23 protein-coding genes are annotated in these 23,613 nt (G+C 66.0%); 11 read left to right on the top strand and 12 right to left on the bottom strand.

Annotation, left to right across the window (positions count from 1 at the left end):
- Positions 1-65: 65 nt before the first annotated feature.
- Entirely contained in the window at positions 66-158 is a 93-nt protein-coding gene (pqqA, locus tag Q4G14_RS05835; RefSeq protein ID WP_076522366.1) for a pyrroloquinoline quinone precursor peptide PqqA, read from the bottom strand.
- A 183-nt stretch (positions 159-341) separates the two neighbouring features.
- Between pqqA and Q4G14_RS05830 the strand changes: the two genes are divergently transcribed.
- The 6 genes from Q4G14_RS05830 to argC all read left to right on the top strand — a co-directional run bounded on the left by Q4G14_RS05830 (position 342) and on the right by argC (position 6,125).
- A complete protein-coding gene (locus Q4G14_RS05830; protein WP_303360794.1) occupies positions 342-824 on the top strand; it encodes an MBL fold metallo-hydrolase in 483 nt (160 codons plus the stop codon).
- 253 nt (positions 825-1,077) lie between these two features.
- Positions 1,078-2,022 (top strand): GAF domain-containing protein, encoded by a 945-nt coding sequence (locus tag Q4G14_RS05825; RefSeq protein WP_303360793.1) that lies wholly within the window; start codon positions 1,078-1,080, stop codon positions 2,020-2,022.
- Positions 2,023-2,161: 139 nt separating this feature from the next.
- A complete protein-coding gene (gene adh, locus Q4G14_RS05820) occupies positions 2,162-3,688 on the top strand; it encodes an aldehyde dehydrogenase (protein ID WP_303360792.1) in 1,527 nt (508 codons plus the stop codon).
- A 95-nt stretch (positions 3,689-3,783) separates the two neighbouring features.
- Positions 3,784-4,803 (top strand): alcohol dehydrogenase AdhP, encoded by a 1,020-nt coding sequence (adhP, locus tag Q4G14_RS05815; RefSeq protein ID WP_303360791.1) that lies wholly within the window; start codon positions 3,784-3,786, stop codon positions 4,801-4,803.
- The gene (locus tag Q4G14_RS05810; RefSeq protein WP_303360790.1) at positions 4,800-5,156 is read left to right on the top strand and encodes a DUF779 domain-containing protein; all 357 of its coding nucleotides are present in this window, start codon (positions 4,800-4,802) and stop codon (positions 5,154-5,156) included. The genes adhP and Q4G14_RS05810 overlap by 4 nt, the downstream gene beginning before the upstream one ends.
- A gap of 51 nt (positions 5,157-5,207) precedes the next feature.
- Positions 5,208-6,125, top strand: a complete 918-nt coding sequence (gene argC, locus Q4G14_RS05805; protein ID WP_303360789.1) for an N-acetyl-gamma-glutamyl-phosphate reductase — start codon at positions 5,208-5,210, stop codon at positions 6,123-6,125.
- Between the two features lie 75 nt (positions 6,126-6,200).
- On the opposite strand, the gene rpsI is transcribed toward argC, so the two are convergent.
- Positions 6,201-6,695 carry a 30S ribosomal protein S9 gene (gene rpsI / locus Q4G14_RS05800; protein ID WP_303360788.1) on the bottom strand — a complete coding sequence of 165 codons (495 nt, stop codon included), beginning with the start codon at positions 6,693-6,695 and terminating at the stop codon, positions 6,201-6,203.
- 1 nt (position 6,696) lies between these two features.
- Entirely contained in the window at positions 6,697-7,161 is a 465-nt protein-coding gene (rplM, locus tag Q4G14_RS05795; protein ID WP_303360787.1) for a 50S ribosomal protein L13, read from the bottom strand.
- A 282-nt stretch (positions 7,162-7,443) separates the two neighbouring features.
- Here rplM and Q4G14_RS05790 point away from each other — a divergent pair, with 282 nt between their 5' ends.
- Positions 7,444-8,091 (top strand): hypothetical protein, encoded by a 648-nt coding sequence (locus Q4G14_RS05790; protein ID WP_303360786.1) that lies wholly within the window; start codon positions 7,444-7,446, stop codon positions 8,089-8,091.
- On the opposite strand, the gene Q4G14_RS05785 is transcribed toward Q4G14_RS05790, so the two are convergent.
- Positions 8,038-8,478, bottom strand: coding sequence for a PaaI family thioesterase (locus Q4G14_RS05785; RefSeq protein WP_303360785.1), 441 nt, complete (start codon positions 8,476-8,478; stop codon positions 8,038-8,040). The two genes, Q4G14_RS05790 and Q4G14_RS05785, sit on opposite strands and share 54 nt — an antisense overlap.
- Before the next feature lie 56 nt (positions 8,479-8,534).
- Between Q4G14_RS05785 and Q4G14_RS05780 the strand changes: the two genes are divergently transcribed.
- A complete protein-coding gene (locus Q4G14_RS05780; RefSeq protein WP_303360784.1) occupies positions 8,535-9,320 on the top strand; it encodes an enoyl-CoA hydratase in 786 nt (261 codons plus the stop codon).
- Here the strand turns inward: Q4G14_RS05780 and Q4G14_RS05775 are convergent.
- Together Q4G14_RS05775 and Q4G14_RS05770 are read right to left on the bottom strand one after the other, a co-directional pair.
- Positions 9,317-10,060 carry a cytochrome c biogenesis CcdA family protein gene (locus tag Q4G14_RS05775; RefSeq protein WP_303360783.1) on the bottom strand — a complete coding sequence of 248 codons (744 nt, stop codon included), beginning with the start codon at positions 10,058-10,060 and terminating at the stop codon, positions 9,317-9,319. The genes Q4G14_RS05780 and Q4G14_RS05775 overlap by 4 nt on opposite strands.
- Positions 10,061-10,145: 85 nt before the next feature.
- Entirely contained in the window at positions 10,146-12,692 is a 2,547-nt protein-coding gene (locus tag Q4G14_RS05770; RefSeq protein ID WP_303360782.1) for a ribonuclease E/G, read from the bottom strand.
- A 552-nt stretch (positions 12,693-13,244) separates the two neighbouring features.
- Here Q4G14_RS05770 and Q4G14_RS05765 point away from each other — a divergent pair.
- Positions 13,245-14,141 carry a DUF726 domain-containing protein gene (locus Q4G14_RS05765; protein WP_303360781.1) on the top strand — a complete coding sequence of 299 codons (897 nt, stop codon included), beginning with the start codon at positions 13,245-13,247 and terminating at the stop codon, positions 14,139-14,141.
- A 22-nt stretch (positions 14,142-14,163) separates the two neighbouring features.
- Here the strand turns inward: Q4G14_RS05765 and Q4G14_RS05760 are convergent, their stop codons facing one another.
- The gene (locus Q4G14_RS05760) at positions 14,164-14,751 is read right to left on the bottom strand and encodes a YqgE/AlgH family protein (RefSeq protein ID WP_303360780.1); all 588 of its coding nucleotides are present in this window, start codon (positions 14,749-14,751) and stop codon (positions 14,164-14,166) included.
- 89 nt (positions 14,752-14,840) lie between these two features.
- Between Q4G14_RS05760 and Q4G14_RS05755 the strand changes: the two genes are divergently transcribed.
- The gene (locus Q4G14_RS05755) at positions 14,841-15,620 is read left to right on the top strand and encodes a protein-disulfide reductase DsbD domain-containing protein (RefSeq protein WP_303360779.1); all 780 of its coding nucleotides are present in this window, start codon (positions 14,841-14,843) and stop codon (positions 15,618-15,620) included.
- Here the strand turns inward: Q4G14_RS05755 and Q4G14_RS05750 are convergent.
- From Q4G14_RS05750 to Q4G14_RS05730, 5 genes are read right to left on the bottom strand one after another with little or no spacing between them, the layout of a single operon-like run.
- Positions 15,568-18,969: an efflux RND transporter permease subunit gene (locus tag Q4G14_RS05750; RefSeq protein ID WP_303360778.1), complete on the bottom strand. Its 3,402-nt coding sequence runs from the start codon at positions 18,967-18,969 to the stop codon at positions 15,568-15,570. The genes Q4G14_RS05755 and Q4G14_RS05750 overlap by 53 nt on opposite strands.
- Complete coding sequence (locus tag Q4G14_RS05745; RefSeq protein WP_303360777.1) at positions 18,962-20,311, bottom strand: efflux RND transporter periplasmic adaptor subunit; 1,350 nt, start codon at positions 20,309-20,311, stop codon at positions 18,962-18,964. Before Q4G14_RS05745 ends, Q4G14_RS05750 begins: the two co-directional genes overlap by 8 nt.
- 44 nt (positions 20,312-20,355) lie before the next feature.
- Positions 20,356-21,204 carry a uracil-DNA glycosylase family protein gene (locus Q4G14_RS05740; protein WP_303360776.1) on the bottom strand — a complete coding sequence of 283 codons (849 nt, stop codon included), beginning with the start codon at positions 21,202-21,204 and terminating at the stop codon, positions 20,356-20,358.
- Entirely contained in the window at positions 21,204-21,923 is a 720-nt protein-coding gene (locus Q4G14_RS05735; protein WP_303360775.1) for a response regulator, read from the bottom strand. The genes Q4G14_RS05740 and Q4G14_RS05735 overlap by 1 nt, the downstream gene beginning before the upstream one ends.
- 4 nt (positions 21,924-21,927) lie before the next feature.
- On the bottom strand, positions 21,928-22,440 hold the full coding sequence (locus Q4G14_RS05730) for a MarR family winged helix-turn-helix transcriptional regulator (protein WP_303360774.1): 513 nt from the start codon (positions 22,438-22,440) through the stop codon (positions 21,928-21,930).
- Positions 22,441-22,576: 136 nt separating this feature from the next.
- On the opposite strand from Q4G14_RS05730, the gene Q4G14_RS05725 reads away from it, so the two are divergent.
- Positions 22,577-23,446 (top strand): branched-chain amino acid aminotransferase, encoded by an 870-nt coding sequence (locus Q4G14_RS05725; RefSeq protein WP_303360773.1) that lies wholly within the window; start codon positions 22,577-22,579, stop codon positions 23,444-23,446.
- Positions 23,447-23,613 lie beyond the last annotated feature (167 nt).

Raw genomic sequence — 23,613 nt, 5'->3', positions numbered from 1 at the left:
AGAACGGCCCCGTCCGAAAGATCGGGCGGGGCCGTGACCGTCTGTCTGTGTGGTGGTGAAACAGGTCAGAACAGAACGGGTTCATCCTCGGCCGGGGCATACATGTTGATTTCCATGCCGCAGGCGATTTCCTTGAGGGTGGGCTTGGTCCAGGCCATTGATCTTTTCCTCCTTCATAAACCGCAACGCCTCCCATTGCGGGTCAATATAGCAGGGTAAACGTCATGTGACAGCCGTCAACACGACTTAGGTCTTATAGCGGGCATTTTCTTGCCAGTAATGCCGGTGATTGCGGCCCGATCCTGCTGCCGGCGGGCCAGGCTGCGGATGCGGCGTCCTGCATGGCGACGTCGGCGCGAATCAGCACCGACTGGCTGGCCGCGCATCCGGGGCTGCGCGGCAACGGGCTGGATTGCACCGCCACCCCGCCCGCGCATACCGACACCGACCTGATGCTGCACGACCAGACCACCGGCACGCTGTTCACCGGCGACCTGATCTTTCGCGGGCTGACGCCAGTTGTAGATGGCTCGATCAACGGCTGGCTGGGCTGGATGGACGATCCGCCGCCCGCGCCCGCGCTGATCGTGCCCGGCCATGGCGATGTGGCGGCAAGCTGGCCTCAGGCGGCACAGGCGCAGCAGGATTTTCTGACCGCCCTGCACAGCGCCGTGCGAGACCAGATCGCAGCAGGCACCCCATTATCCGCCGCTGTCCCGGCCATCAGCACCCAACTGGCAGCAATGGCAGAAGATTGGGCGACCTTTGACGAAACCCTCGCCCGCGACACCACCGCCGCCTATGCCGAACTGGAATGGGAATAGCCTGCCTTGCCCCCCTGCGGACAACCCGCACCCTCTGGTCAGGCGGCCCGGACAGGAGCCTCCGGCGGGGATATTTATCAAACGAAAGACATCGCACCCCTTTTATGCGCCCGTCTTTCGTTTGCAAATATCCTGCGGGGGGAGTCGCCGGAACGGCGGCGGGGGGCGCAAAGCCCCCCTGCGGCGCGGGACGCAATAACTTCGTGTCAGGTGTCAGGCCCATGCTATCGTCACGCAAAGGACGGGGGGAATCATGACCAAACGCAACCACGCTGAAATCGTGGCCGAACAGTCGCAGTCGAAATCCGCCACCTCGGCGCTGGCTGCGTCGTGGCGGCGCTCGATGGTAAAGCACGGGCTGAACCCCGGCGACCCCCGCCGCCCCGACCGGCTGGAGCGCAGCGCGCTGACGCAGCGGCAGCAGGCGATGGAGCGGTTCCTGCGACTGGCCGGGCCGCAACTGGATCAGCTGTATCACCTGCTGGGCCTGCCGGGCTGCAATGTCATGCTGACCGATGCCGCCGGCGTGGTGCTGGATCTGCGGGTTTCCGACGCCGATGCCGATCAGTTCCGCGACTGGGGGTTGTGGCGCGGCACCGACTGGTCCGAGGCGGCGCAGGGCACCAATGGCATCGGCACCTGTCTGGCCGAAGGCCGCGCCGTCACCATTCATCGCGACGAACATTTCCACACCCGCAACACCGGCATGTCCTGCATCGACGCGCCGATCTGGGGACCGGACGGGCGGCTGATCGCGGCGCTGGATGTGTCCAGCGCGCGGGCCGATCAGACCGCGCCCTTTAACCGGCTGATCGCCGCGCATGTGGTTCAGACCGCGCGGGGGATCGAGGCCGGGTATTTCCGCGCCAGCTATCCCGAGGCGCGGATCGTGGTGGCCGGTGACGGCGGCGATACCGCGCTGCTGGCTGTGGACCGCGATGATCTGGCCATCGGTGCCACCCGCGCCGCCCGCCGCGCCCTGGGGCTGGAACGCGAGGGGGCGATCCGCCCGCGCCCGGCCTCTGACCTGCTGGGCAATCCCGACGACCGCAGCGGGCTGGAACGGGCCGAGCGCGCGGCGCTGACCCATGCGCTGGCCCGCGCGGGCGGCAATGTCAGCGCCGCCGCCCGCGCTTTGGGCGTGGGGCGTGCCACGCTGTATCGGCGGATGACCCGTCTGGGGCTGGACCGGGCCTGAGCCGCAGCAAATCGCCGCGACTGTCTCATTCGTGATACAGTTTCTGCGGTGCGGCGGGGATTGGCGCGTTGCTTTACGGAAATCCTGCGTCAAACTGATCCTGACCCGAAGGGGAGATCGGGGAACAGGAGGAAAAAACATGCCAAACGATCAGACGCACGAATTCAAGGGCGTGGGCGTGATGCCCTTTGCGAAACGCTATGACAACTATATCGGCGGCGATTGGGTTGCGCCCAAGGCCGGGCGCTATTTCACCAATACCACGCCCATCACCGGGGCCGAGATCGGCGAAGTGGCCCGTTCCGATGCCGATGACGTGAATGCCGCGCTGGATGCCGCCCATGCCGCCAAGGACAAATGGGGCCGCACCCCGCCGCAGGAACGGTCGCTGGTTCTGCTGAAGATCGCCGACCGGATGGAGCAGAATCTGGAGCTGCTGGCGACCGCCGAGACATGGGACAACGGCAAGCCGATCCGCGAAACGATGGCTGCCGACCTGCCGCTGGCGATCGACCATTTCCGTTACTTTGCCGGCGTGTTGCGGGCACAGGAAGGTGGCATCTCGGAGATCGACGACACCACCATCGCCTATCACTTTCACGAACCTCTGGGCGTGGTCGGGCAGATCATCCCGTGGAACTTTCCGCTGCTGATGGCCTGCTGGAAGCTGGCCCCGGCGCTGGCGGCGGGTAACTGCGTGGTTCTGAAACCGGCGGAACAGACGCCCGCCAGCATCATGGTGCTGATGAACGTCATCGGCGATCTGCTGCCGCCGGGGGTGCTGAACGTGGTTAACGGTTTCGGGCTGGAGGCGGGCAAGCCGCTGGCCAGTTCCAACCGGATCAGCAAGATTGCCTTCACCGGCGAAACCTCGACCGGGCGGCTGATTATGCAATACGCCTCTGAAAACCTGATCCCGGTCACGCTGGAACTGGGCGGCAAGTCACCCAACATCTTTTTCGCCGATGTCGCGCGCGAGGATGACGATTTCTTTGACAAGGCGCTGGAAGGCTTTGCCATGTTCGCGCTGAATCAGGGCGAGGTCTGCACCTGCCCGTCGCGCGTGCTGATTCAGGAAAGCATCTTCGATCAGTTCATGGAACGCGCCGTCAAGCGGGTGCAGGCGATCAAGCAGGGCGATCCGCGCGATGCCGCCACCATGATCGGCGCGCAGGCATCCAGCGAACAGCAGGAAAAGATCCTGTCCTATCTGGACATCGGCAAACAGGAAGGTGCCGAGGTTCTGACCGGCGGCAAGGCGGCCGATCTGGGTGGCGAACTGTCCAGCGGTTTCTATATCGAGCCGACGATTTTCCGCGGCAACAACAAGATGCGCATCTTCCAGGAGGAAATCTTTGGCCCGGTCGTATCCGTCACGACCTTCAAGGACGAGGCCGAGGCGCTGTCCATCGCCAATGACACCATGTTCGGGCTTGGGTCCGGGGTGTGGTCGCGCGACATCAACACCTGCTATCGCATGGGGCGCGGGATCAAGGCGGGCCGGGTCTGGACCAACTGCTATCACGCCTATCCGGCCCATGCGGCCTTTGGCGGCTACAAGCAATCCGGCATCGGTCGCGAAACGCACAAGATGATGCTGGACCATTATCAGCAGACCAAGAACATGCTGGTCAGCTATTCGCCCAAAAAGCTGGGCTTTTTCTGAACCGTCGCAAACCGGGCCGGGGGCGGAACCGCCGCCCCCGGCAACAGTCACAGGGCCATCCCCGAACGACAAGGAGATATTTCATGGCGAAAACGATGAAAGCTGCCGTTGTGCGTGAATTCGGCAAACCCCTGACCATCGACGAAGTGCCGGTGCCCGAACCCGGCCCCGGCATGATTCAGGTGAAAATTCAGGCGTCCGGCGTCTGTCACACCGATCTGCACGCCGCCGAAGGCGATTGGCCGGTGAAACCGAAACCGCCCTTCATTCCCGGTCACGAAGGCGTCGGATTCGTGTCAGCCGTGGGCGCGGGCGTCAAACATGTGAAAGAGGGCGACCGCGTGGGCGTGCCGTGGCTTTACACCGCCTGCGGCCATTGCCGCCACTGTCTGGGCGGTTGGGAAACCCTGTGCGAAAGCCAGCAGAACACCGGCTATTCGGTGAATGGCGGCTTTGCCGATTATGTCGTGGCCGATCCGAACTATGTCGGGCACCTGCCCAAGAACATCGACTTTCTGGAAATCGCACCGGTGCTGTGCGCGGGGGTGACGGTATACAAAGGGCTGAAGGTCACAGACACCAAGCCCGGCGATTGGGTGGTGATTTCGGGCGTGGGCGGTCTTGGCCATATGGCCGTGCAATATGCCAAGGCCATGGGCATGAATGTCGCCGCCGTTGACATCGACGATGACAAGCTGGCTCTGGCCCGCAAGCTGGGCGCGACCGTCACCGTCAACGCCGCGACCGAAGCCGATCCGGCAGCCGCGATCAAGAAACAGACCGATGGCGGCGCGCAGGGGGTTCTGGTGACAGCCGTGGGGCGCAAGGCGTTTGAGCAGGCCATCGGTATGGTGTCGCGCGGCGGCACGGTGGCGCTGAACGGTCTGCCGCCGGGCGATTTCCCGCTGGATATTTTCGGCATGGTGCTGAACGGCGTCACCGTGCGCGGCTCGATCGTCGGCACCCGGCTGGACCTGCAAGAATCGCTGGATTTCGCCGCCGAAGGCAAGGTCCGCGCCACCATCCAGAGCGCGCGGCTGGAAGACATCAACGACATCTTTGCCAAAATGCACAAAGGCCAGATCGAAGGCCGCATGGTTCTGGATATGACATGATCCGCGATGACACCGGCTGCGACCTCAATAGGGTCGCGGCCACCCCCGCCGCGCTGGATTTGCTGGCCGAGATCGTGGCCGATCACGGTCCGGTGCTGTTTCACCAGTCAGGCGGCTGTTGCGACGGGTCATCGCCGATGTGCTATGCTCAGGGCGATTTTCGCATTGGCGACCATGACGTGCTGCTGGGCCATATCGGCGGCGCGCCGTTCTATATCTCGGGGGTGCAACTGGCGGCCTGGGGTAATGTCGATCTGCTGATCGACGTGGTGCCGGGGCGGGGCGGGATGTTCAGCCTTGATAACGGGCGCGAGCGGCGCTTTCTGACCCGCAGCGGGGCCTGTGCGCGCTGATTGTGTCGCCGGGCCATTGGCGCTAAAACCGGGGCAGAGACAGGGGGCATCATGACGCACAGGGTTTTCATCGACGGCGAGGCAGGCACGACCGGGCTGCGAATCCGCGACCGACTGGCCGGGCGCGAGGATATTACCCTGATCCAGATCGACCACGACCGCCGCAAAGACCCGGATGCCCGGCGCGAAGCCTTTGCCGGTGCCGATGTGGCGATCCTCTGCCTGCCCGACGATGCCGCGCGCGAAGCCGTGGTGCTGGCCGAGGGCATGGCCGTGCGGCTGATCGACGCCTCGACCGCGCATCGGGTGGCCGAGGGCTGGACCTATGGCTTTCCCGAACTGTCGGCAGACCACCGCTCGGCGGTGGCGGATGCGCGGCGCGTCAGCAATCCGGGCTGCTATGCCACCGGGGCGATCTCCATTCTGGCGCCGCTGGTCGCCGCCGGCCTGATCGAGCCTGACGAAGCGTTGTCGATCAACGCCGTCAGCGGCTATACCGGCGGCGGCAACGCGCTGATCGCGGAATATCGCGACGGCACCGCACCCGATCATTTCATCTATGCGCTGACCCAAGGGCATAAACATCTGCCGGAAATCATGCGCCATTCCGGGCTGAGCGCACGGCCGGTGTTCGCGCCCTCGGTCGGGAATTTCGCCCAAGGCATGGCGGTGCAGGTGCCGCTGCATCTGCATTCGGGCCGCACGTTGGCGGGGCTGCGCGAGGCTCTGGCGGCGCATTACGCAGGCGCGCATTTCGTCCGCGTGCTGACCCATGACGAAGTGGGGGCGCGGATCGTGCCGACGGCGCTGAACGATACCAACATGCTGCATCTGTCGGTGAACGGCGATGATGCAGCGGGCTGTGCTACGGTGGTCGCGGTGCTGGACAATCTGGGCAAGGGCGCATCCGGCGCGGCGGTGCAGAACCTGAACCTGATGATCGGTGCGGACGAGGCGGCGGGGCTGTAACGCCCCCCCTTGCCCCGGCACGCAACAAAAAAGCCCCGGAAAACCGGGGCTTTTTCTGTTTCGCGGAAACGCGGATCAGCGTTTCGAGAACTGGAAGCTGCGGCGGGCCTTGGCCTTGCCGTATTTCTTGCGTTCCACCACGCGGCTGTCGCGGGTCAGGAAGCCGGCGGCTTTCAGCGCGGCGCGCAGCGACGGTTCGTGCAGTTGCAGCGCCTGGCTGATGCCATGTTTCACCGCGCCGGCCTGACCAGACAGACCGCCGCCCTTGACGGTGGCCTGCACGTCATACTGGCCGGTGACGCCCGCCACTTCGAAGGGCTGGCGCAGGATCATTTGCAGCACCGGACGGGCGAAATATTCGCTCATGTCCTTGCCGTTCACCACGACCTTGCCGGAACCCGGCTTGACCCAGACGCGGGCGACCGCATCCTTGCGCTTGCCGGTGGCATAGGACCGGCCCAGCGAATCGCGCTGCGGTTCACGGGTCGGGGCGGGGGCGGCGGCGGTTTCGGCGGGTTTGCCCGAGACGGCCGACTTCAGATCGTCGAGGGATTTGATATCTTCGGCCATATCACGCGCTCCGGGTGTTCTTGGCGTTCAGGGACTTGACGTCCAGCACTTCGGGCTGCTGCGCCTCGTGCGGGTGTTCCGCACCGGCATAGACGCGCAGATTGGTCATCTGCTGCTTGCCCAGCTTGTTGCGCGAGATCATCCGCTCGACCGCTTTGAACACCACGCGTTCGGGGTGCGCGCCTTCCAGAATCTGGCGGGCGGTGCGGTGTTTGATGCCGCCGGGGTGGCCGGTGTGCCAATAGTATTTCTTGTCATCCCGCTTGTTGCCGGTCATCTGCACCTTGTCGGCGTTGATGATGATGACGTTGTCACCCATGTCCATGTGCGGGGTGAAGGTCGGTTTATGCTTGCCGCGAAGACGCGAAGCCACGATCGTGGCAAGACGGCCCAGAACGACACCCTCGGCGTCGATCAGGATCCACTTCTTTTCGATCTCCGCCGGTTTAGCGGTGTAGGTTTTCATGCCGTGGTCCTTAGATTCACAAATGATCGGCCGCGTTGATTCGGCGGATCAGCGAAAGATCGTGTGCTTTTCCAGCAAAGCGTCGCGCGGGTCAAGTGTCACAATTCGTATTTTTTCAATGCAAAACAATACATTACAATATAGGTATTTAAATACCTCATATCTTGCTCAAAACAGGTGCAGATACGACTTTTTTATGACGATGTTCAGGGAATTTTCTGTCCCTGCCCTGCGTTGGCCTTTTGGCGACAAGGACAGTTAGTAAGGTAAGGGGTATCAGGAATGACAGAACGCGACCGTCCGCGCGCAACAACGGAACATGGCACGATGGCGCGGGTCATACTGCCGGGGGTGATCGTCGCGGTTCTGCTGATGGCAACGGTGGTGGGACATCGCGCCGGATATTGGACGGTGGCCGAACTGGTGCGCGATCCCGCCACCCATTTCGAGCTGCCGACCTATGCCGGGGCGGTGTCGGTTATCGGGGTGATGGGCTGGGTTTTCGCAGCGGCGGCGACCGGGCTGGCCAGCGCGGTGCGGCGCGACCTGCGGTCTACGCTGCTGCCGGTGTCCGTGCTGTCGCTGTGGCTGGCCATCGACGATCAGTTCCTGCTGCATGAACATGTGCTGCCCGGATTGGGCATCCCGGAAATGGCGGTTCTGGCCATATATGCCATCGTGGCATTATGGGTGCTGCGGCGGTTCCTGCCAGGGATACTGACCCTGCGCCTGCCCACACTGGCAACCGCGATGCTGTGCTTTGCCGCCTCGCTGGTGGTGGACGAATTCCAGACCTATTCGCAGTTCGGCCTGCTGCTGGAAGATTTCGCCAAGCTGGCCGGGATCATGTTCTGGGCCGGGTTCTGGACCGCGCAATCAGCCGGGATGATCCGCAGCGCCGCGCGGCGGGATGGCATAGGTCATCGTTGAGCGCGCCACCACGGCCTCGCTGCCCTCGGACCGGATCAGCACATCGCCCACGGCCAGTTGCCGCCCCAGTTTCAGAATGCGGCACTCGGCCAGCAGATCGCGCCCGGCGGCGGGCTTGCGCATGAAATCAATGCTGGCGCCGGTTGTCACGGCCAGGGCCACCGGCCCGATGCGCGCCAGAATCGCCACATAGACCGCCACATCGGCCAGCATGAACATGGTCGGCCCGCTGACCGTGCCACCGGGGCGCAGGTGCTGATCCTGAATACGCAGGCGCAGGGCTGCGCCCTCGGCCGTGACGGATTCCACCGTCACGCCATCCGGGCATTGCGGAAAATCGTTACGCAAGAACGCATTCAGCGCCGCCGCATCCATCATCAAAGCCATTCTTCCCTCCTGCCTCTGTCACGCCTAAGCTGACCAAAGTCAGAGAGGATGACAAGATGAGCGAACTGGTATTGCGCCACGACACGGCGCGCGTGGCCCGTCTGACGCTGAACAGCCCGGCCAATTTCAACGCGCTGTCGCTGGATATGATCGACGCGCTGTCGGCGGCGCTGCGCGACATCGCGCAGGATGATGGCATCCGCGCGGTGATCCTGTCTGGCGCGGGCAAGGCGTTCTGCGCCGGGCATGACCTGCGGCAGATGCAGGCGGCGCGGGGCGATGACGATGCCGGGCGGGCCGCCTTTGACGCGCTGTTCACCCGCTGCGCCGGGATGATGCAGATGATCCCGGCCCTGCCCCAGCCCGTGATCGCGCAGGTCCACGGCATCGCCACCGCCGCGGGGTGCCAGTTGGTCGCCACCTGCGATCTGGCCGTAGCGGCGCGGGGCACGCGCTTTGGCGTGAACGGGGTGAATATCGGGCTGTTCTGTTCCACCCCGATGGTTGCCCTGACCCGCGCCGTGCCCCACAAAGCCGCGTTCGAGATGCTGACCACCGGCGAATTCATCGACGCCGACCGCGCCCGCGATCTGGGGCTGGTCAACCGCGTAACCGAACCCGACGCGCTGGCCGATGCCGCGATGGATCTGGCGCAGACCATCGCGGCCAAGCTGCCCGCCGCCGTGCAGATGGGCAAGCGCGCGTTCTACGATCAGCTTCGGCTGGGGCTGGCGGATGCCTATGGCAGCGCGGGGGCGGTGATGTGCGAAAACATGCTGCTGCCCGACACCGACGAAGGCATCACCGCATTTCTGGAAAAGCGCCCGCCAGGCTGGGCTTAGCCCAGCAGGGCCAGACCGGGGAAGGTTTCCAGCAGCCAGAACGACACCGAGGCGAAGGCCCCGGTCAGCAGCATCAGCCCGACCACGATCAGCAGCGCGCCCATGGCGCGTTCGATGGTGGCCATATAGGGCTTGATCCGGTTCATCAGCCCGATGGCGCGGTTGATGAACAGCGCCGACAGCAGGAACGGAATCCCCAGCCCAAGCGCATAAACCGCCAACAGGCCCATGCCCCGGCTGGCATCGGCAGACGAGGCCGCCAGCGACAGGATCATCCCCAGAATCGGCCCGATGCAGGGCGTCCAGCCAAAGGCAAAGGCCAGCCCCAGCACATAAGCGCCCAAAGCGCCGCCATCGCCCTTGCCCGCCTGCATCCGCGCCTCTTGATCCAGCAGCGGGATGCGAAAGACGCGCAGGAAATGCAGGCCAAGAATGATGACCATGATGCCGGAAATCCGCGCCAGCCAATCCATATAGGTCAGCACCAGCCGCCCAAAGGTCGATGCGGCAAGCCCCATCAGCAGAAACACCGTGGACAGGCCCATGACAAAGAACAGTGCGGGCAGCACCGCGCTGCGCTCGCCCGTTTTCAGGCCGCTGACGCTGACCCCGGCCATATAGCCCAGATAGGGCGGCACGATGGGCAGCACGCAGGGCGACAGGAACGACAGCACACCGGCCAGCAGCGCCACAAAGGCGGCGGGCAAAAAGGCGGCATCGACGATTTCCATTCCCAGCATGGCGGCACCTTAGCGCGTCGGGTCAAAGAAGCCAGAGCGGGGGCGGTCACGGCTGCGTCAACAGCCCGACCGCCCCCGCACCGGATCACTCTCCGGCAGACCACCAGCCGCGCCGCTTGGGACGGGCAGGCTCTGCGGGTTCGGGTGCGGCATCCTGATCTGCGGCATCGGCTTCGGGTTCCGCTGCGGCGGGTTCTGTTGCCAATGCGGCATCAGCCTGGGGCGCGGCAGGTTCGGTCGCAGCGACATCCGCTGCGGCCTCATCCGTCCCGCCCGCATCGGCCTGCGGTTCCACGGCAGAGGGCGGCGGGTCGCGCAGGTCAACCAGTTCCGGCGCGGCATTGCTGACGGCGGCATCGCCTGCCGCGCCCGCGATGGCCTGATCCGGTGCGACACCAGCACCCTCGGCATCAGCGGGGGCCGCAGCCTGATCCGAAACCGATTCGTCCGCTTTGGCGGATTTGCGGCCCCGGCCCCGGCGGCTGCGGGATTTTTTCACCGGCTCGGCCTCGGCGGCGGGTTCGGCACCGGCGGGTGCGGCGCTGTCTGCATCGGTGCTGTCTGCATCGCCAGCATCACCGCCCGTATCCTGATCGGCCACGGCCTCACCCTCGGGCTGATCGCCGTTGCCCTTGCGGCGACGACGACGGCGGCGGCGCTTTTTGCCCTCGCCCTCGCCATTGCCGTTGGCTTCGTCAGCCGCCCCGGCCTCGGTCGCGTCATCGGCCACATCATCGGCGGTTTCATCGACCGCCGTATCGTCTTCATCGTCGATCTGCGCCATGATCTGCGCATCGACCGACAGCGCCGCCGAGGCCACCTCGGGCACAAAACGGGTCGCGGTCTTGAATTTCTCCAGCGCGAAATCGGGCGAGATCAGCGAGGGATCAGCCTCGACCCGGACCGACAGGCCATAGCGCGCCTCGATCCCGGCGATATGTTCGCGCTTGGCGTTCATCAGGAAATTCGCCACCGCCACCGGCGCGCGCACCAGAACCTCGCGCGAGCGTTTGCGGGTGCCCTCTTCCTCGATGGCGCGCAGAATGGTCAGCGCAAGGCTGTCATCTGAACGGATCAGCCCGGTGCCGTGGCAATGCGCGCAGGGCTGGGTCGTCGATTCCAGCATACCGGGGCGCAGACGCTGGCGGCTCATCTCCATCAGGCCAAAGCCGGAAATCTTGCCGACCTGAATCCGCGCCCGGTCGTTTTTCAGCTTTTCCTTGAAGCGTTTTTCGACGGCGGCGTTGTTTTTCCGTTCGTCCATGTCGATAAAGTCGATGACGATCAGCCCGGCCAGATCGCGCAGGCGCAACTGGCGGGCGATTTCATCGGCGGCTTCCAGGTTGGTCTTGGTCGCCGTATCCTCGATCGAGCCTTCCTTGGTCGCCCGGCCCGAGTTGACGTCGATGGCCACCAGCGCCTCGGTCACGCCGATGACGATATAGCCGCCCGATTTCAACTGCACGACCGGATTGAACATGCCGCCCAGATAGCTTTCGACCTGATAGCGGGCGAACAGCGGCATCTGATCGCCGTAATGCTTCACGTTCTTGGCGTGAGACGGCATAATCATCTTCATAAAGTCCTTGGCGGTGCGATAGCCACGCTCGCCCTCGACCAGAACTTCGTCGATTTCCTTGCTGTAAAGATCGCGGATCGACCGCTTAATCAGGTCGCCTTCCTCATAGATCGGCGCGGGGGCGACCGATTTGAAGGTCAGTTCGCGCACCTGTTCCCACAGCCGCATCAGATATTCGTAATCGCGGCGGATTTCGGTGCGGGTGCGCTGGCTGCCGGCGGTGCGGATAATCAGCCCCGCGCCCTTTGGCACCTCCAGCTCGCTGGCGATGTCTTTCAGCTTTTTGCGGTCGGCGGCGTTGGTGATCTTGCGGCTGATCCCGCCGCCGCGCGCGGTGTTGGGCATCAGCACGCAGTAACGGCCCGCCAGCGACAGATAGGTGGTCAGCGCCGCGCCCTTGTTGCCGCGTTCTTCCTTGACCACCTGCACCAGCATGATCTGCCGGACCTTGATGACCTCTTGAATCTTGTAGCGGCGCGGGCGGGGTTTCTTGGGCGCGGGGATTTCCTCGGCCACGTCTTCGTCGGCGACGGATTCGATGCTGTCATCCTTGTCGGTGGCATCCTGCGGCGCGGCGTCTTCGGCGGCGGCATCGGTCACATCGGCAACGGGTTCGGCGTCATCTTCGCCGTGATCGACGACCTCCATCCCCGGAATATCGTCCGAGGTGGCCACGGCATCGGCCTCCGCCGCCTTGGCGCTGGCGCTGGCGCGGCGGGTGGATTTGCGGGCGCGGGCGTTTTCCTCGGCCTCTTGCGCCTCGGCATAGGCGCGTTCCTCGGCGATCAGCGCCTCGCGGTCGGCGGCGGGGATCTGGTAATAATCGGGGTGAATTTCGGCGAATGCCAGAAATCCGTGGCGGTTTCCGCCGTAATCGACAAAGGCGGCCTGCAAGGACGGTTCGACCCGTGTGACCTTTGCCAGATAGATATTGCCAGCAAGCTGCCGCTTGTTGACGGTCTCGAAATCAAATTCCTCGACCTTGGTTCCGTCGGCCACCACGACCCGAGTTTCCTCGGCATGGGTGGCGTCGATCAGCATTTTCTTTGCCATTCATATATCTTTCGCGCACCCCCGGACAGCCTGCCCCTGTTGCAAACAGCGCGGCAGGAAATCGGGTAGAGCGTATTGAGCGGGAAGCGGGCGCGCCGTCTGATGTGGCAGGAAACGGGGCATGGCGCGGGGCCTGCCTGTCGTCTGCTGTCCGTTTCAGGGCGCGTTCCATCGCGTCTGTTACCTTTTTGGCTGCGGCGGCACGCGCCCCAGCGGTGAATCTGCCCCCGCGCAGGATGATACTGCGCCGCCGGGCCGGGTTTTCCGCGTGCCATCTGCCGTCCGTCTGGTGGGCGGGTCAGATGTGGCGCGCTGCGAAACTGTCTGCCACATGCAGCCACGGGTTGATCCGCGCACAGGGCATGTCCGCAACATAAGTGCGCAAGCCGGTCAACTTCAATGGCAAAATGAATCGGCGGGTTCAGACGGGCTGGCGGCAAACCGCCCCCGGCACGCCAGCAGCGGCGGTTTCATACCGGCGTAATGATTGTTTCACACGGCTGTCGCATCGCCGTGGCATCGGGTCGGCAGGTTCTGCGCCAAGGTGTCGCGATGACGCTGATACGGATCAACGAAGGTCAGTTGCCTGATAATGCGGCACTTGCGGCAGCGGCGGCGCTGCCCGAAGGGGCGCCGCTGATCGCGATGATCCACGGCTTTCGCTTTTCGCCCGCCCTGCCCGGCACCGACCCGCACCGGCATATTCTGGCGCTGGACCCGGAACTGACCTCGCGCCGGGCGATGTCATGGCCGCGCGCGCTGGGTTTTGGCGAGGCGTGCGGCGACGGGCTGGCCATCGCCTTTGGGTGGGAGGCGCGGGGCAGCCTGCATTCGGCCTATCTGCGCGCCGATGCCGCCGGGCAGTCGCTGGCCCGCAGCATCGAGACGCTGGCGCAACGCGCGGGCCGCCCGGTAGCGATGATCGGGCATTCGCTGGGGGCGCGGGTGGCGCTGGCGGCGCTGCATCACGTCACCCCCGGCACCATCAGCCGGGCGATTCTGCTGACCGCCGCCGAGTTCCGCTGCGCCGCCGCCAGTGCCATGGCCAGCCCGGCGGGGCAGCAGGCCGAGATCATCAACATCACCTCGCGCGAGAATGACCTGTTCGATTTCGGGATGGAGCTGCTGGTCGGCCGGTTGCGGCGCAGGACGCTGGGCTTTGGGCTGGACCAGCCGCTGCGCAACTGGATCGACGTGCAGATCGACGATGCCGACACGCTGGATGCGCTGGCGGGGCTGGGGTTCCGCATGGACAGCCGCGCCGCGCGCCTGTGCCACTGGTCGCCCTATCTGCGGCCCGGCGTGTTCGATTTTTATCGCACCGCGCTGCGCCAGCCATGGGCCTTGCCGCTGGGGTTGCTGCGCGGCGCGCTGCCGGTGCGCCCGGCCCCGCGCTGGTCGCGGCTGTTCGCGCTGCCATCCGATGTGACAGGGCTGTTGCGCGCCTGATCGCCGGATCTCCGGGCCGCCCTCAGGCCCGCCCGGCGGTGCCCGACAGCAGCGACGGCTCGATCCCCTGCGCCCGCAGCGCCGAGGCCCATTTGCCGTCATGCGCATCGCCAAAGATCAGATCATCCGCGCCTTCGCCGGTCAGCCAGCCGTTCTGCGCCATTTCCGCCTCAAGCTGGCCCGGCCCCCAACCGGCATAGCCAAGCGCCAGAAAGGCGGTGTCGGGGCCGGTGCCATGGGCGATGTCTTCCAGAATGTCGCGGGTGGTGGTCATGGCCAGCCGCGACCCGATGCGCAAAACCCCTTCGGGATCGGCCCCGCCTTCGGCCACGCGGTGCAGCACAAAGCCGCGCCCCGGTTCGACCGGCCCGCCAAAGCGCACCTCGATCCCGCGCGAACCGGCATCGGCGTCGATGCCAAGCTGTTCCAGAAGATCGGCGAAATCCAGCTCCGGCAGGGGGTGGTTCAGCACCAGCCCCATCGCCCCGTCATCAGAATGCGCGCAGATCAGCACCACCGATTTGGCAAAGCGCGCATCGCTCATGCCGGGCATGGCGATCAGCACCTTGCCGGTCAGGTTGGTTTCATCTGCTTTGGTATCGTGTTCCATGCCCCCAAGATCAGCATTGCCCTGCCCCGTTGCAAGGGCTTGCGGTGATGTGACTTCACCCGCTGCGCGGTTGCGTCTATGGTCGCGGCATGAAAGCCCTGACCCTGACCGCCCTGCTGGCCTGCGCCGCCCTGCCCGCCATTGCGCAAGATGCGCTGCCGCCCGGCCTTGTGTCGGCCCGGCTGCTGCCCGGCTGGACCGATGCGCAGGGCCAGCGCATCGCGGCGCTGGAACTGTTGCTGGAACCGGGCTGGAAAACCTATTGGCGCAGCCCCGGCGATACCGGCCTGCCGCCCGAATTCGATTGGAGCGGGTCCGCCAATCTGGCCGGTGTCACCCTGCACTGGCCCGCGCCCGAGGCGATTGATTCCGAAGGCACCGTCACGCTGGGCTATCACGAAAGCCTGATCCTGCCGCTGACCGCCACCCCGGCAGATGCGGCCGCGCCCGTCGATCTGGTCGCCCGCATTGATCTGGGCCTGTGCGAAAATGTCTGCGTCCCGGCGCATCTGGCGCTGAGCGCGCCGCAGGCCGGGGCCACGCCCGATCCACAGATCAGCGCCGCGATGGCGCAGGTGCCCGCCCCCGCCCAAGGCCCGGCACCCGCCTGCACCATCCGCCCGATCCGCGACGGGATGCAGGTGGCGCTGACCCTGCCCGGCGACACCGCCCCGCATGTCGCCGCGATGGAGCTGGACGGCGATCAGCCCGTCTGGGCATCCGGCGCGGTGATCGAGGGGCAGACCGTGACCGCCGATTTCGTGCCCCCTGCGGGCAAGCCCTTCGATCTGGACCCGGCGCAGATCGTGCTGACGCTTATTCAGCCGGATGGCGCGACCGAGCATCGCGGCTGCGCCCCGCAAGGCTGACCAGCACCGCCGCCAACAGCGCCAGCATAACCGCGCCCAGATACCACGCAAACGCCTGCCCCGCCGATGCCGCCACCGGCCACCACGCGGGCAGCGCCACCCCTACCGCAGGCAACAGCGTTACCGGCAGGATCGTCGCGGCAAAGCCCAGTGCCGCGACCCCCGCACCAACGCGCAAGGGCCGCGACAATTCGGCGCTGCGCCAGCCACGGCGGAACGCCCGCCGCACCCGGCCGATGTCATTGCCCACCGCCAGCACAGCGGGCACGATCAGCAACACCACGATCATGCCGAACCCCAGCCCATAGGCCAGCGACACGACCGTGGGTTTCAGGAACAGCGCCTGCGACGACCGCTCATACAGCAGCGGCGCAAGGCCCAGAACAGTGGTGGCGGTGGTCAGCATGACCGGGCGGAACCGCTCGGCCACGGCGGAAATCACGGCGGGGCGCAGGCCGCGCGTGGCGGCTTTTTCGTCGATGGCGGAAATCAGCACGATGGAATCGTTGATGATGATGCCCGACATGCCGACCAGCCCGACGACCGAAAACATCGTCATCGGCAGGCTCCACAGGTAATGCCCCCAGACCGCGCCGATCAGGCCGAAAGGGATCACCGACATGACGATCAGCGGCCTGCTCCACGAGGCAAAGATCCACGCCAGCACCACATAGATGCCCAGCATGGCCATGGCAAAGCCCAGCAGGGCGTCGTCCAGGAATTCCTCTTCCTGTTCGGCCAGCCCGGTCATGCGGAAATCGACGCCATAGGCCAATGCGATCTCGGGCATGATTTCGCTGTCGATCCGCTGGGTCAGGGCCGCCGCCGCGCCGGGATCGTCGCCCGCAATGTCGCCCGTGACCAGAATCATCCGCTGGCCGTTTTCGCGGCGGATGGTGGAAAAGCCCGCGCGCGTGCTGACCGTGACAATATCGCCAAGCGGCACCCATTGCCCGCCGGGCGCGCGCAGCCGCATCCTGTCCAGAAAATCGCCGCGCCGTTCCTGATCGGCCAGTTCCACCTGAATCGTGCCGCTGCGGGTGCCGACGGGAAAGGTCGCCGCCTCGATCCCGGCCAGACGGCGGCGCAATTCTGCGGCCAGCGTCTCGGTGGTAAAGCCCAGTGCGCGGCCCTGCGGGGTCAGGGCCAGCGCCATTTCCTCTTTATCGACGGACATCGAATCTTCCAGCGCCGAAACCTCGGGGTAGGCCGCCAGCCGGGTTTTCAGCGCCTCGGCGGCATCTTTCAGCCGCTGCGCATCCGCCCCGGTCATCAGCACCGAGATGGCATCGCCGCCGGGGCCTGAACCGGCACCGCGAAAGGAAATCTGTTCCAGACGCGGATCGTCGGGCATGGCCCGCTGAACCGCCATCAGAAATTCGAAACTGGAATAGGGCCGCAGGTCGGTGTCGATCAGTTCGATCTGGATCGCGCCCAGCAGATCGGCATCAATGGTTTCCGCCACCGGCAGCGGGCGTCCCATATTGCCGCCGATCTGGGCAACCGTGTGAACGACCGGGTTCAGGCCATAGCGAGCCTCGTATTCGCGGCCCAGATCCTCGACCGCGGTCTGCATCGCGCGCATCACTTGCAGGCTGTCGGCGCGTTCCGACCCCGGCAGCATGGCGAAATTGCCGCTGATCGAGGATTGTTCGGGCGAATCAAAGAACCGCCACGGCACCTGCCCCGTCATCAGCACACCCGCCGCCCAGGCAAACAGCGCCAGCACCCCCGCCAGCACCGGATAGCGCAGCCGCCATATCCATTCCGTCACCCGGCGCATCACCACACGCACGAACCAGTCCAGCCCCCGGTTCGCCACGCGCGAGGGCGCGTCATACCAGCGCGGCTGGCGACTGCCCGCCAGCGCCCGCGACATGTGATGCGGCAGCACCAGCAGGCATTCGACCAGCGACCCGATCAGCACCAGCCCGACCACCGTCGGAATATCCACGACCATGGTGCCGAACCGCCCGCCGATCATCATCAGCCCGGCAAAGGCGATGATCGTCGTCAGGGTCGAGGAAATCACCGGCGCCGCCATCCGCCGCACGGCACGTTCAGCAGCCAGCACCGGCGGATCGTGCAGCTTGCGGCCCCGGTAATCGGCATGTTCGCCGACCACGATGGCATCATCCACCACGATGCCCAGCGTCAGGATCAGCGCGAACAGCGAAATCATGTTCAGCGTCATGCCCAGCGCATACATCATCGCAATCGCCGCCAGCATCGCCGCCGGAATCCCCGCCGCCACCCAGATCGCGGTGCGCGCGTTCAGGAACAGAAACAGCAGCCCCAGAACCAGCGCCAGCCCCATGACGGCATTATCGACCAACAGCGCCAGCCGCCCGGCGATCTGTTCGGCGCGCGCGCGCACCAGCGTCAGCTCTACCCCCTGCGGCAGACCGGGGCGCATCTCGTCCAGCGCGGCCTCGACCTCGCGCTGCATGGCGATGGCATCGCCCGCGGCCGAGCGTTGCACCTGCACGATCACCGCCGGATCGTCACCCACGAACATCGACACCGCCCGCGCCGCGCCCGAAGACGTCACCTCGGCCACATCGCGGATCAGCAGGTTCGATCCATCCGCCTGCGCCCGCAGCACCAGCGCGCCCACCGCATCGGGGTCGCGCGCCTCGGCCCCGGTGCGCACCCGCGCGGCACCCGATGCGATCTCGCCCGCCGGACGTGCGCTGGCGGCGGCGGATATGACGGCGGCGACCTGCTCCATCGTCAGGTCATGGCGTTCCAGATCGGCGGCGCGCAGCGTGACCAGCGTTTCGGGCGCGGCCACCCCGGTCAGCGTGGCGCGGGTGATGCCGCGCTGATACAGCCGGGTCAGCAGATCGTCGCCAAAGCGGCCAAGCAGATCGACGCTGACCGGGCCAGAGATCACCACATCCGCCACCCCGTCGCGCCATGCGCCACGGGTCAGTTCCGGCGTTTCGGCCCCCTCGGGCAATTGCCCGGCGGAATCGACGGCGGCTTCGGCCTCGGTCATGGCGCGCGACATGTCCCAGCCGGGTTCGAACTCCATCTGAAGCCGCGCCGCGCCCTCGACCGCGCGCGAGGTGGTGTTGGCGACCCCCTCGACCCCCATCAGCGCCGGTTCCAGCACCCCGACGATGGCACGGTCCACGTCATCGGCCCCGGCACCGTCCCATTGAACAGAGACGCTGATCGTCTGCACCACCGAATCGGGGAAATGCTGCGACCGCATCCGGGGCGCGGCCAGCAGGCCGGTGACTATCATCACCACCATGACGATATTGGCCAGCGTGGCGTGGCGGGTGAACAGCGACAGCACGCCGCGCCCCGGCGGCAAGGGGCTGTGCCCCCGCTCAGCCATTGCCCTGCCCCGCGCCCTGACGGGCCTGCCGTCCGTTGCCGGGCGCGCCGCCGCTGCGGCCTGTCGCCTCGTCCGCGGGGGCGGCGGCATCGCGCACGCGGATACCAACGCCAAGCTGCGGCGCGCGTTCGGCCACGATCCGCGCGCCCGCCAGCCCCGGCGGCACGGCGATCAGCACCTGATCGCCCTGACGCCGCAGCACCTGCACCACCACCGCAGACAGCCGCCCGGTCTCATCCACGACCAGCACCGCGCCGTCACCGCCCAGCGCCGCCGCCGGGATCGCCGCCGCATCATCCAGCGGCGGTTCGGCAATCGCAGCCGCGACGAAATCACCGGGGCGCAGGCCCGACTGGCTGCCCTCGATCCGGGCAAAGACCGTGCGGCCCGCCGAGCCTTGCGCGACGGATGCCGCCGCCCGGTCCAGCACCGCAGGCACGGCGATCCGCCCGGCTGACCCATCCAGCATGACCTGAGCCGGCGTGCCGCCCAGCCCGCCGGGTGCCGCCGACAGCCGCGCGAACTGATCCAGCGACAGGATGATCTGCACCTCCAGCGCGGCCGGGTCGATCAGTTCGGCCAGTTGTTCATTCACCGACACCAGCCCGCCTTCGGATGCGGTGACATTGGTGATCTGCCCGTCGAATCCCGCGAAAAGCGCGGTCTGATCCAGCGCCCGCTGCGCTTCGGACAGGTCGATCCCGGCGCGGCGCAGGCTGATGGTGGCGGAATCCACCGCCGCTTCGGCACTGGCCAAAGCCGACCGGCGCGACAGCACCGCCTGATTGGCGGTCGAGGCCGCCAGCCGCACCGTTTCCGCCTCGGCGCTGGTGCCAAGGCCGCGCCCGGCCAGTTGTTCCTGCCGCGCCACCGCCGCACGGCGCAGCGTGGCCTGTTCCTCGGCTGCGGTCAGATCGTCGCGGGCAATGCCGACGGCGTTCTGCGCCTCGGCCAGCACCGCTGCCGCCGCCTCGTGCGCGGCCTCGGCCACGGCCACCTGCGCCTGCGCCGGGGCCGGGTCGATGCGCAGCAGAAACTGCCCCGCCGACACGCTGCTGCCTTCGTGCATCGAGGGGTCAAGCTGAACGATCCGCCCCGCCGCCTGCGCCCGCATTTGCAGCGAGCGGCGCGCCTGCACGGTGCCGAACACCTCGATCAGCGGATTCTGCGGCCCCGGCACCACCGTCAGCAGCCGCGCGGTGAACACCTGTTCCCCAACGGGCCGCCCGCCCCCCGGCCCGGCCCGCCGCGTCTCAAGCGCCTGCCACAACTGAAACCCCGCCAGAAACAGCAGGGCAATCGTCAGGGCGGCAATCGCCAGCCCGCCAAAACTGCGGATCATAAAGCGCATAAAACCTCGTTTGCCCGATCTAGGCCAAACGGAACCTAAACGGAAAGAGATTCCAGCCGTGCCTGCACCGATAAAAGATCGGCCCATGATTCGCGCTTGGCCACCGGATTGCGCAGCAGATAGGCCGGGTGGGTCATCGGCATGGCGGGGCGGCCAAAGGCCTCGGTCCAGTTGCCGCGCAGCCGCAGAATGCCGCGACGGCCCAGCGCCGCCTGACAGGGCGTGTTGCCCATCAGCACCACCAGATCAGGCGCGGCCAGTTCGACATGGCGGCGCACAAAGGGCATCATCATCGCCATTTCCGCATCCGAGGGATCGCGGTTGCCCGGTGGCCGCCACGGTAAAATATTGGTGATATACAGCGCCCGCGTGGCATCGACGTGATCGCGCGCCATGCCGATGGCGGCGAACATCAGGTCCAGCAACTGCCCGGCGCGGCCGACAAAGGGGCGGCCCTGACGGTCCTCTTCGTCGCCAGGCGCCTCGCCCAGAATCAGCACGCGGGCGGCGGGGTTGCCATCGGCAAAGACAAAGCGGCGCGCGCCCTTTTTCAGCTCGATCCCGTCAAAGCGTTCCTGCGCCGCCGCCAGATCCTCCAGCGTCGGCGCGGCATCCGCCATGCGCTGCGCCTCGGCCACCAGCGCGTCCAGATCCGGTTCGGCAGCGCCCGGTGAAAGCTGGGGCGCGGCGGTGGCTGGCCCGACCATTGCGGGCGACGCGGCCAGCGGCGCAGGCGCGGCAGCGGCGGCAGGCGGGCGGTCGGCCATGGCGAACCGATCCAGCGGCGCATCCAAAGCAGGTTCGTCCGCGCCCATCTCGGCCTGCCATTCCAGCAGGGCCAGCGCGGTCGCGGCGTCCAGATCGTCCCAGCGGCCCCCGTCCATCAGTCGGCCACCAGCATATAGCCGGTGCCGCGCACGGTTTGCAGGAATCGAGGCTCGCGCGGGTCGGGTTCCAGCTTGCGGCGCAGGCGGGTGATCTGAACGTCGATGGCGCGTTCGCTGTTTTCGGCCTCGTCACCGGGGGCGCCCCGGCCCAGATCCTCGATCAGTTCGGCGCGGCTGACCGGCTGGCCCCGGCTGGCCGCCAGCCGCCGCAGCAGCGCGGTTTCCGATCCGGTCAGGCGGATCGGCGTGTCGCCCGACCACAGATCGCCCTTTTCGGTGTCATAGCGCAGCGCGCCCATGGTCAGAAATTTCGGCTGCGCAACCTCGGCGGCGGGCATCCGGCGCAGGATCGCGGCAATACGCAGCAACAGTTCGCGCGGCTCGAACGGCTTGGCCAGATAATCATCGGCCCCCGATTCCAGCCCGGTGATGCGGTCGGATGTCTCGCCCTTGGCGGTCAGCAGCAGGATGGGCGTGCTGATCCGGCGGCGCAGATCGCGGGTCAGGGAAAAGCCGTCCTCGCCCGGCATCATCACATCCAGCACGATCAGGTCGAATTCCAGCCCGCCCAGCAACCGCCGCGCCTGCGCCGCATCGCGGGCGGCGGTCACGAAATAGCCGTGCCGTTCCAGAAACCGCCGCAGCAGGGCGCGGATGCGTTCGTCATCATCGACGATCAGGATATGCGTATCGGCAGCCGGGGCGGCGCTGGTCATGGGGTCAGTCCGTGGTGTCCTTCATCGACTGATACTGCGACCGCGTGTCCGGGTCCATCATTGCCTCAAGCACCTGCCGAAAACCCGCCACCGCCTGCGGCCCGGCGGCGCGATAGGCCGCGCGCATCCGGCCCCGCTGCGCCTCGGACAGGCGGCGTTCCAGCGCGGTGCCCTTGTCGGTCAGATGCAACAGCCGTTCGCGCCGGTCGCGCCGGCCCACGCGGCTGTCCACCAGACCATCTTCGATCAGCGTCCGCAGCACCCGGTTCAGCGATTGCTTGGTCACGCCCAGCACATCCAGCAGCGCCGTCACGGTCAGCCCCTGATCGCGCCCGATAAAGTGCAGCGCCCGGTGATGCGCGCGGCCATAGCCCAGATCGCCCAGAATCATGTCGGGGTCGGCGGTGAACGCCCGATAGGCGAAAAACATCGCCTCGATCCCCCGCCGCAACTGGTCGTCGGTCAGGAAAAGCAGCGTTTCCCCACCTAGACCCGCGATCCGCGCTGTGTCCTGCATCAGCTGTGGTTCCCTTTGATATGGCAGCGTTGTTGACTTTCAAAAATTTGTTAGATAGCCGTCAACCCATCTTGCGAAATATTTTTCACGTTTCTGAACGATCTGCGCAAGATTTGGAAAATTTGAGGGCATGGCGATGACGGCTGCATATGATGATCGCGACGGCAAGATCTGGATGGACGGCAAGCTGGTGGACTGGCGCGCAGCCAACGTCCACATCCTCAGCCACGCGCTTCACTATGCCAGTTCCGTGTTCGAGGGCGAACGCTGCTATTCCGGCAAAATCTTCAAAAGCCACGAACATTCGCTGCGGCTGATCGAATCGGCGCGGCTGCTGGACATGACCTCGCCCTATAGTGCCGAAGAAATCGACGCGGCCAAGGATCAGGTGCTGGCGGCCAACGGTTTCACCGACGCCTATGTGCGGGCGGTGATGTGGCGTGGCTCGGGGCAGGATATGGGCGTGTCGGCGCGGCGCAACCCGGTGCATCTGGCCATCGCGGCCTGGGAATGGGGCAGCTATTACGGCGACGCCAAATGGCAGGGCGCGAAACTGGACGTGGCGAAATGGAAACGCCCCTCGCCCGAAACCATCCCGACCGCCGCCAAGGCCGCCGGTCTTTACATGATCTGCACCATGTCGAAACACGCGGCCGAGGAAAAAGGCTGTTCCGACGCGCTGTTCATGGATTGGGAAGGTTATGTGGCCGAAGCGACCGGCGCGAACATCTTTTTCGTCAAGGATGGCGAGGTTCATACCCCGCAGGCCGACCGTTTTCTGAACGGCATCACCCGCCAGACCGTCATTCAGATGCTGCGCGACAAGGGCATCACCGTCCATGAACGCCGCATCAAGCCCGAGGAACTGTCGGGCTTTACCGAATGCTGGCTGACCGGCACCGCCGCCGAAGTCACCCCGGTCGCGGAAATCGGCGACTGGCGCTTTACCGTCGGCGACCTGACCCGCGGCATTGCCGAAGATTACGAAAAACTGGTCCGTAGCTGACCATGAAAGCCCCGGCCAGCCGGGGCTTTTTCATATCGCGCAAAAAATGCGCGGCGCGCGGGAATAGGCCGCCGCACCATGCGTTATCCCCCCGACATGTCATTGCATCCTGTTAACCAGCGCAGGGCCGGCCCAGTTCAACCCTTGCATCGGCCGTATCATCGCGG

Origin of the sequence: Paracoccus sp. (in: a-proteobacteria), from assembly GCF_030538755.1 — a bacterium.
Classification (GTDB): Bacteria; Pseudomonadota; Alphaproteobacteria; order Rhodobacterales; family Rhodobacteraceae; genus Paracoccus.
Note: the sequence above shows the minus strand (reverse complement) of the source record. Positions and strands in the feature narration are given on the sequence as shown.

Bases quoted from the DNA above. Each gene is read 5' to 3' on its own strand.
- pqqA (WP_076522366.1), bottom strand. From the start codon at position 158: ATGGCCTGGACCAAGCCCACCCTCAAGGAAATCGCCTGCGGCATGGAA.
- Q4G14_RS05830 (WP_303360794.1), top strand. From the start codon at position 342: ATGGCGACGTCGGCGCGAATCAGCACCGACTGGCTGGCCGCGCATCCG.
- Q4G14_RS05825 (WP_303360793.1), top strand. From the start codon at position 1,078: ATGACCAAACGCAACCACGCTGAAATCGTGGCCGAACAGTCGCAGTCG.
- adh (WP_303360792.1), top strand. From the start codon at position 2,162: ATGCCAAACGATCAGACGCACGAATTCAAGGGCGTGGGCGTGATGCCC.
- adhP (WP_303360791.1), top strand. From the start codon at position 3,784: ATGAAAGCTGCCGTTGTGCGTGAATTCGGCAAACCCCTGACCATCGAC.
- Q4G14_RS05810 (WP_303360790.1), top strand. From the start codon at position 4,800: ATGATCCGCGATGACACCGGCTGCGACCTCAATAGGGTCGCGGCCACC.
- argC (WP_303360789.1), top strand. From the start codon at position 5,208: ATGACGCACAGGGTTTTCATCGACGGCGAGGCAGGCACGACCGGGCTG.
- rpsI (WP_303360788.1), bottom strand. From the start codon at position 6,695: ATGGCCGAAGATATCAAATCCCTCGACGATCTGAAGTCGGCCGTCTCG.
- rplM (WP_303360787.1), bottom strand. From the start codon at position 7,161: ATGAAAACCTACACCGCTAAACCGGCGGAGATCGAAAAGAAGTGGATC.
- Q4G14_RS05790 (WP_303360786.1), top strand. From the start codon at position 7,444: ATGACAGAACGCGACCGTCCGCGCGCAACAACGGAACATGGCACGATG.
- Q4G14_RS05785 (WP_303360785.1), bottom strand. From the start codon at position 8,478: ATGGCTTTGATGATGGATGCGGCGGCGCTGAATGCGTTCTTGCGTAAC.
- Q4G14_RS05780 (WP_303360784.1), top strand. From the start codon at position 8,535: ATGAGCGAACTGGTATTGCGCCACGACACGGCGCGCGTGGCCCGTCTG.
- Q4G14_RS05775 (WP_303360783.1), bottom strand. From the start codon at position 10,060: ATGCTGGGAATGGAAATCGTCGATGCCGCCTTTTTGCCCGCCGCCTTT.
- Q4G14_RS05770 (WP_303360782.1), bottom strand. From the start codon at position 12,692: ATGGCAAAGAAAATGCTGATCGACGCCACCCATGCCGAGGAAACTCGG.
- Q4G14_RS05765 (WP_303360781.1), top strand. From the start codon at position 13,245: ATGACGCTGATACGGATCAACGAAGGTCAGTTGCCTGATAATGCGGCA.
- Q4G14_RS05760 (WP_303360780.1), bottom strand. From the start codon at position 14,751: ATGGAACACGATACCAAAGCAGATGAAACCAACCTGACCGGCAAGGTG.
- Q4G14_RS05755 (WP_303360779.1), top strand. From the start codon at position 14,841: ATGAAAGCCCTGACCCTGACCGCCCTGCTGGCCTGCGCCGCCCTGCCC.
- Q4G14_RS05750 (WP_303360778.1), bottom strand. From the start codon at position 18,969: ATGGCTGAGCGGGGGCACAGCCCCTTGCCGCCGGGGCGCGGCGTGCTG.
- Q4G14_RS05745 (WP_303360777.1), bottom strand. From the start codon at position 20,311: ATGATCCGCAGTTTTGGCGGGCTGGCGATTGCCGCCCTGACGATTGCC.
- Q4G14_RS05740 (WP_303360776.1), bottom strand. From the start codon at position 21,204: ATGGACGGGGGCCGCTGGGACGATCTGGACGCCGCGACCGCGCTGGCC.
- Q4G14_RS05735 (WP_303360775.1), bottom strand. From the start codon at position 21,923: ATGACCAGCGCCGCCCCGGCTGCCGATACGCATATCCTGATCGTCGAT.
- Q4G14_RS05730 (WP_303360774.1), bottom strand. From the start codon at position 22,440: ATGCAGGACACAGCGCGGATCGCGGGTCTAGGTGGGGAAACGCTGCTT.
- Q4G14_RS05725 (WP_303360773.1), top strand. From the start codon at position 22,577: ATGACGGCTGCATATGATGATCGCGACGGCAAGATCTGGATGGACGGC.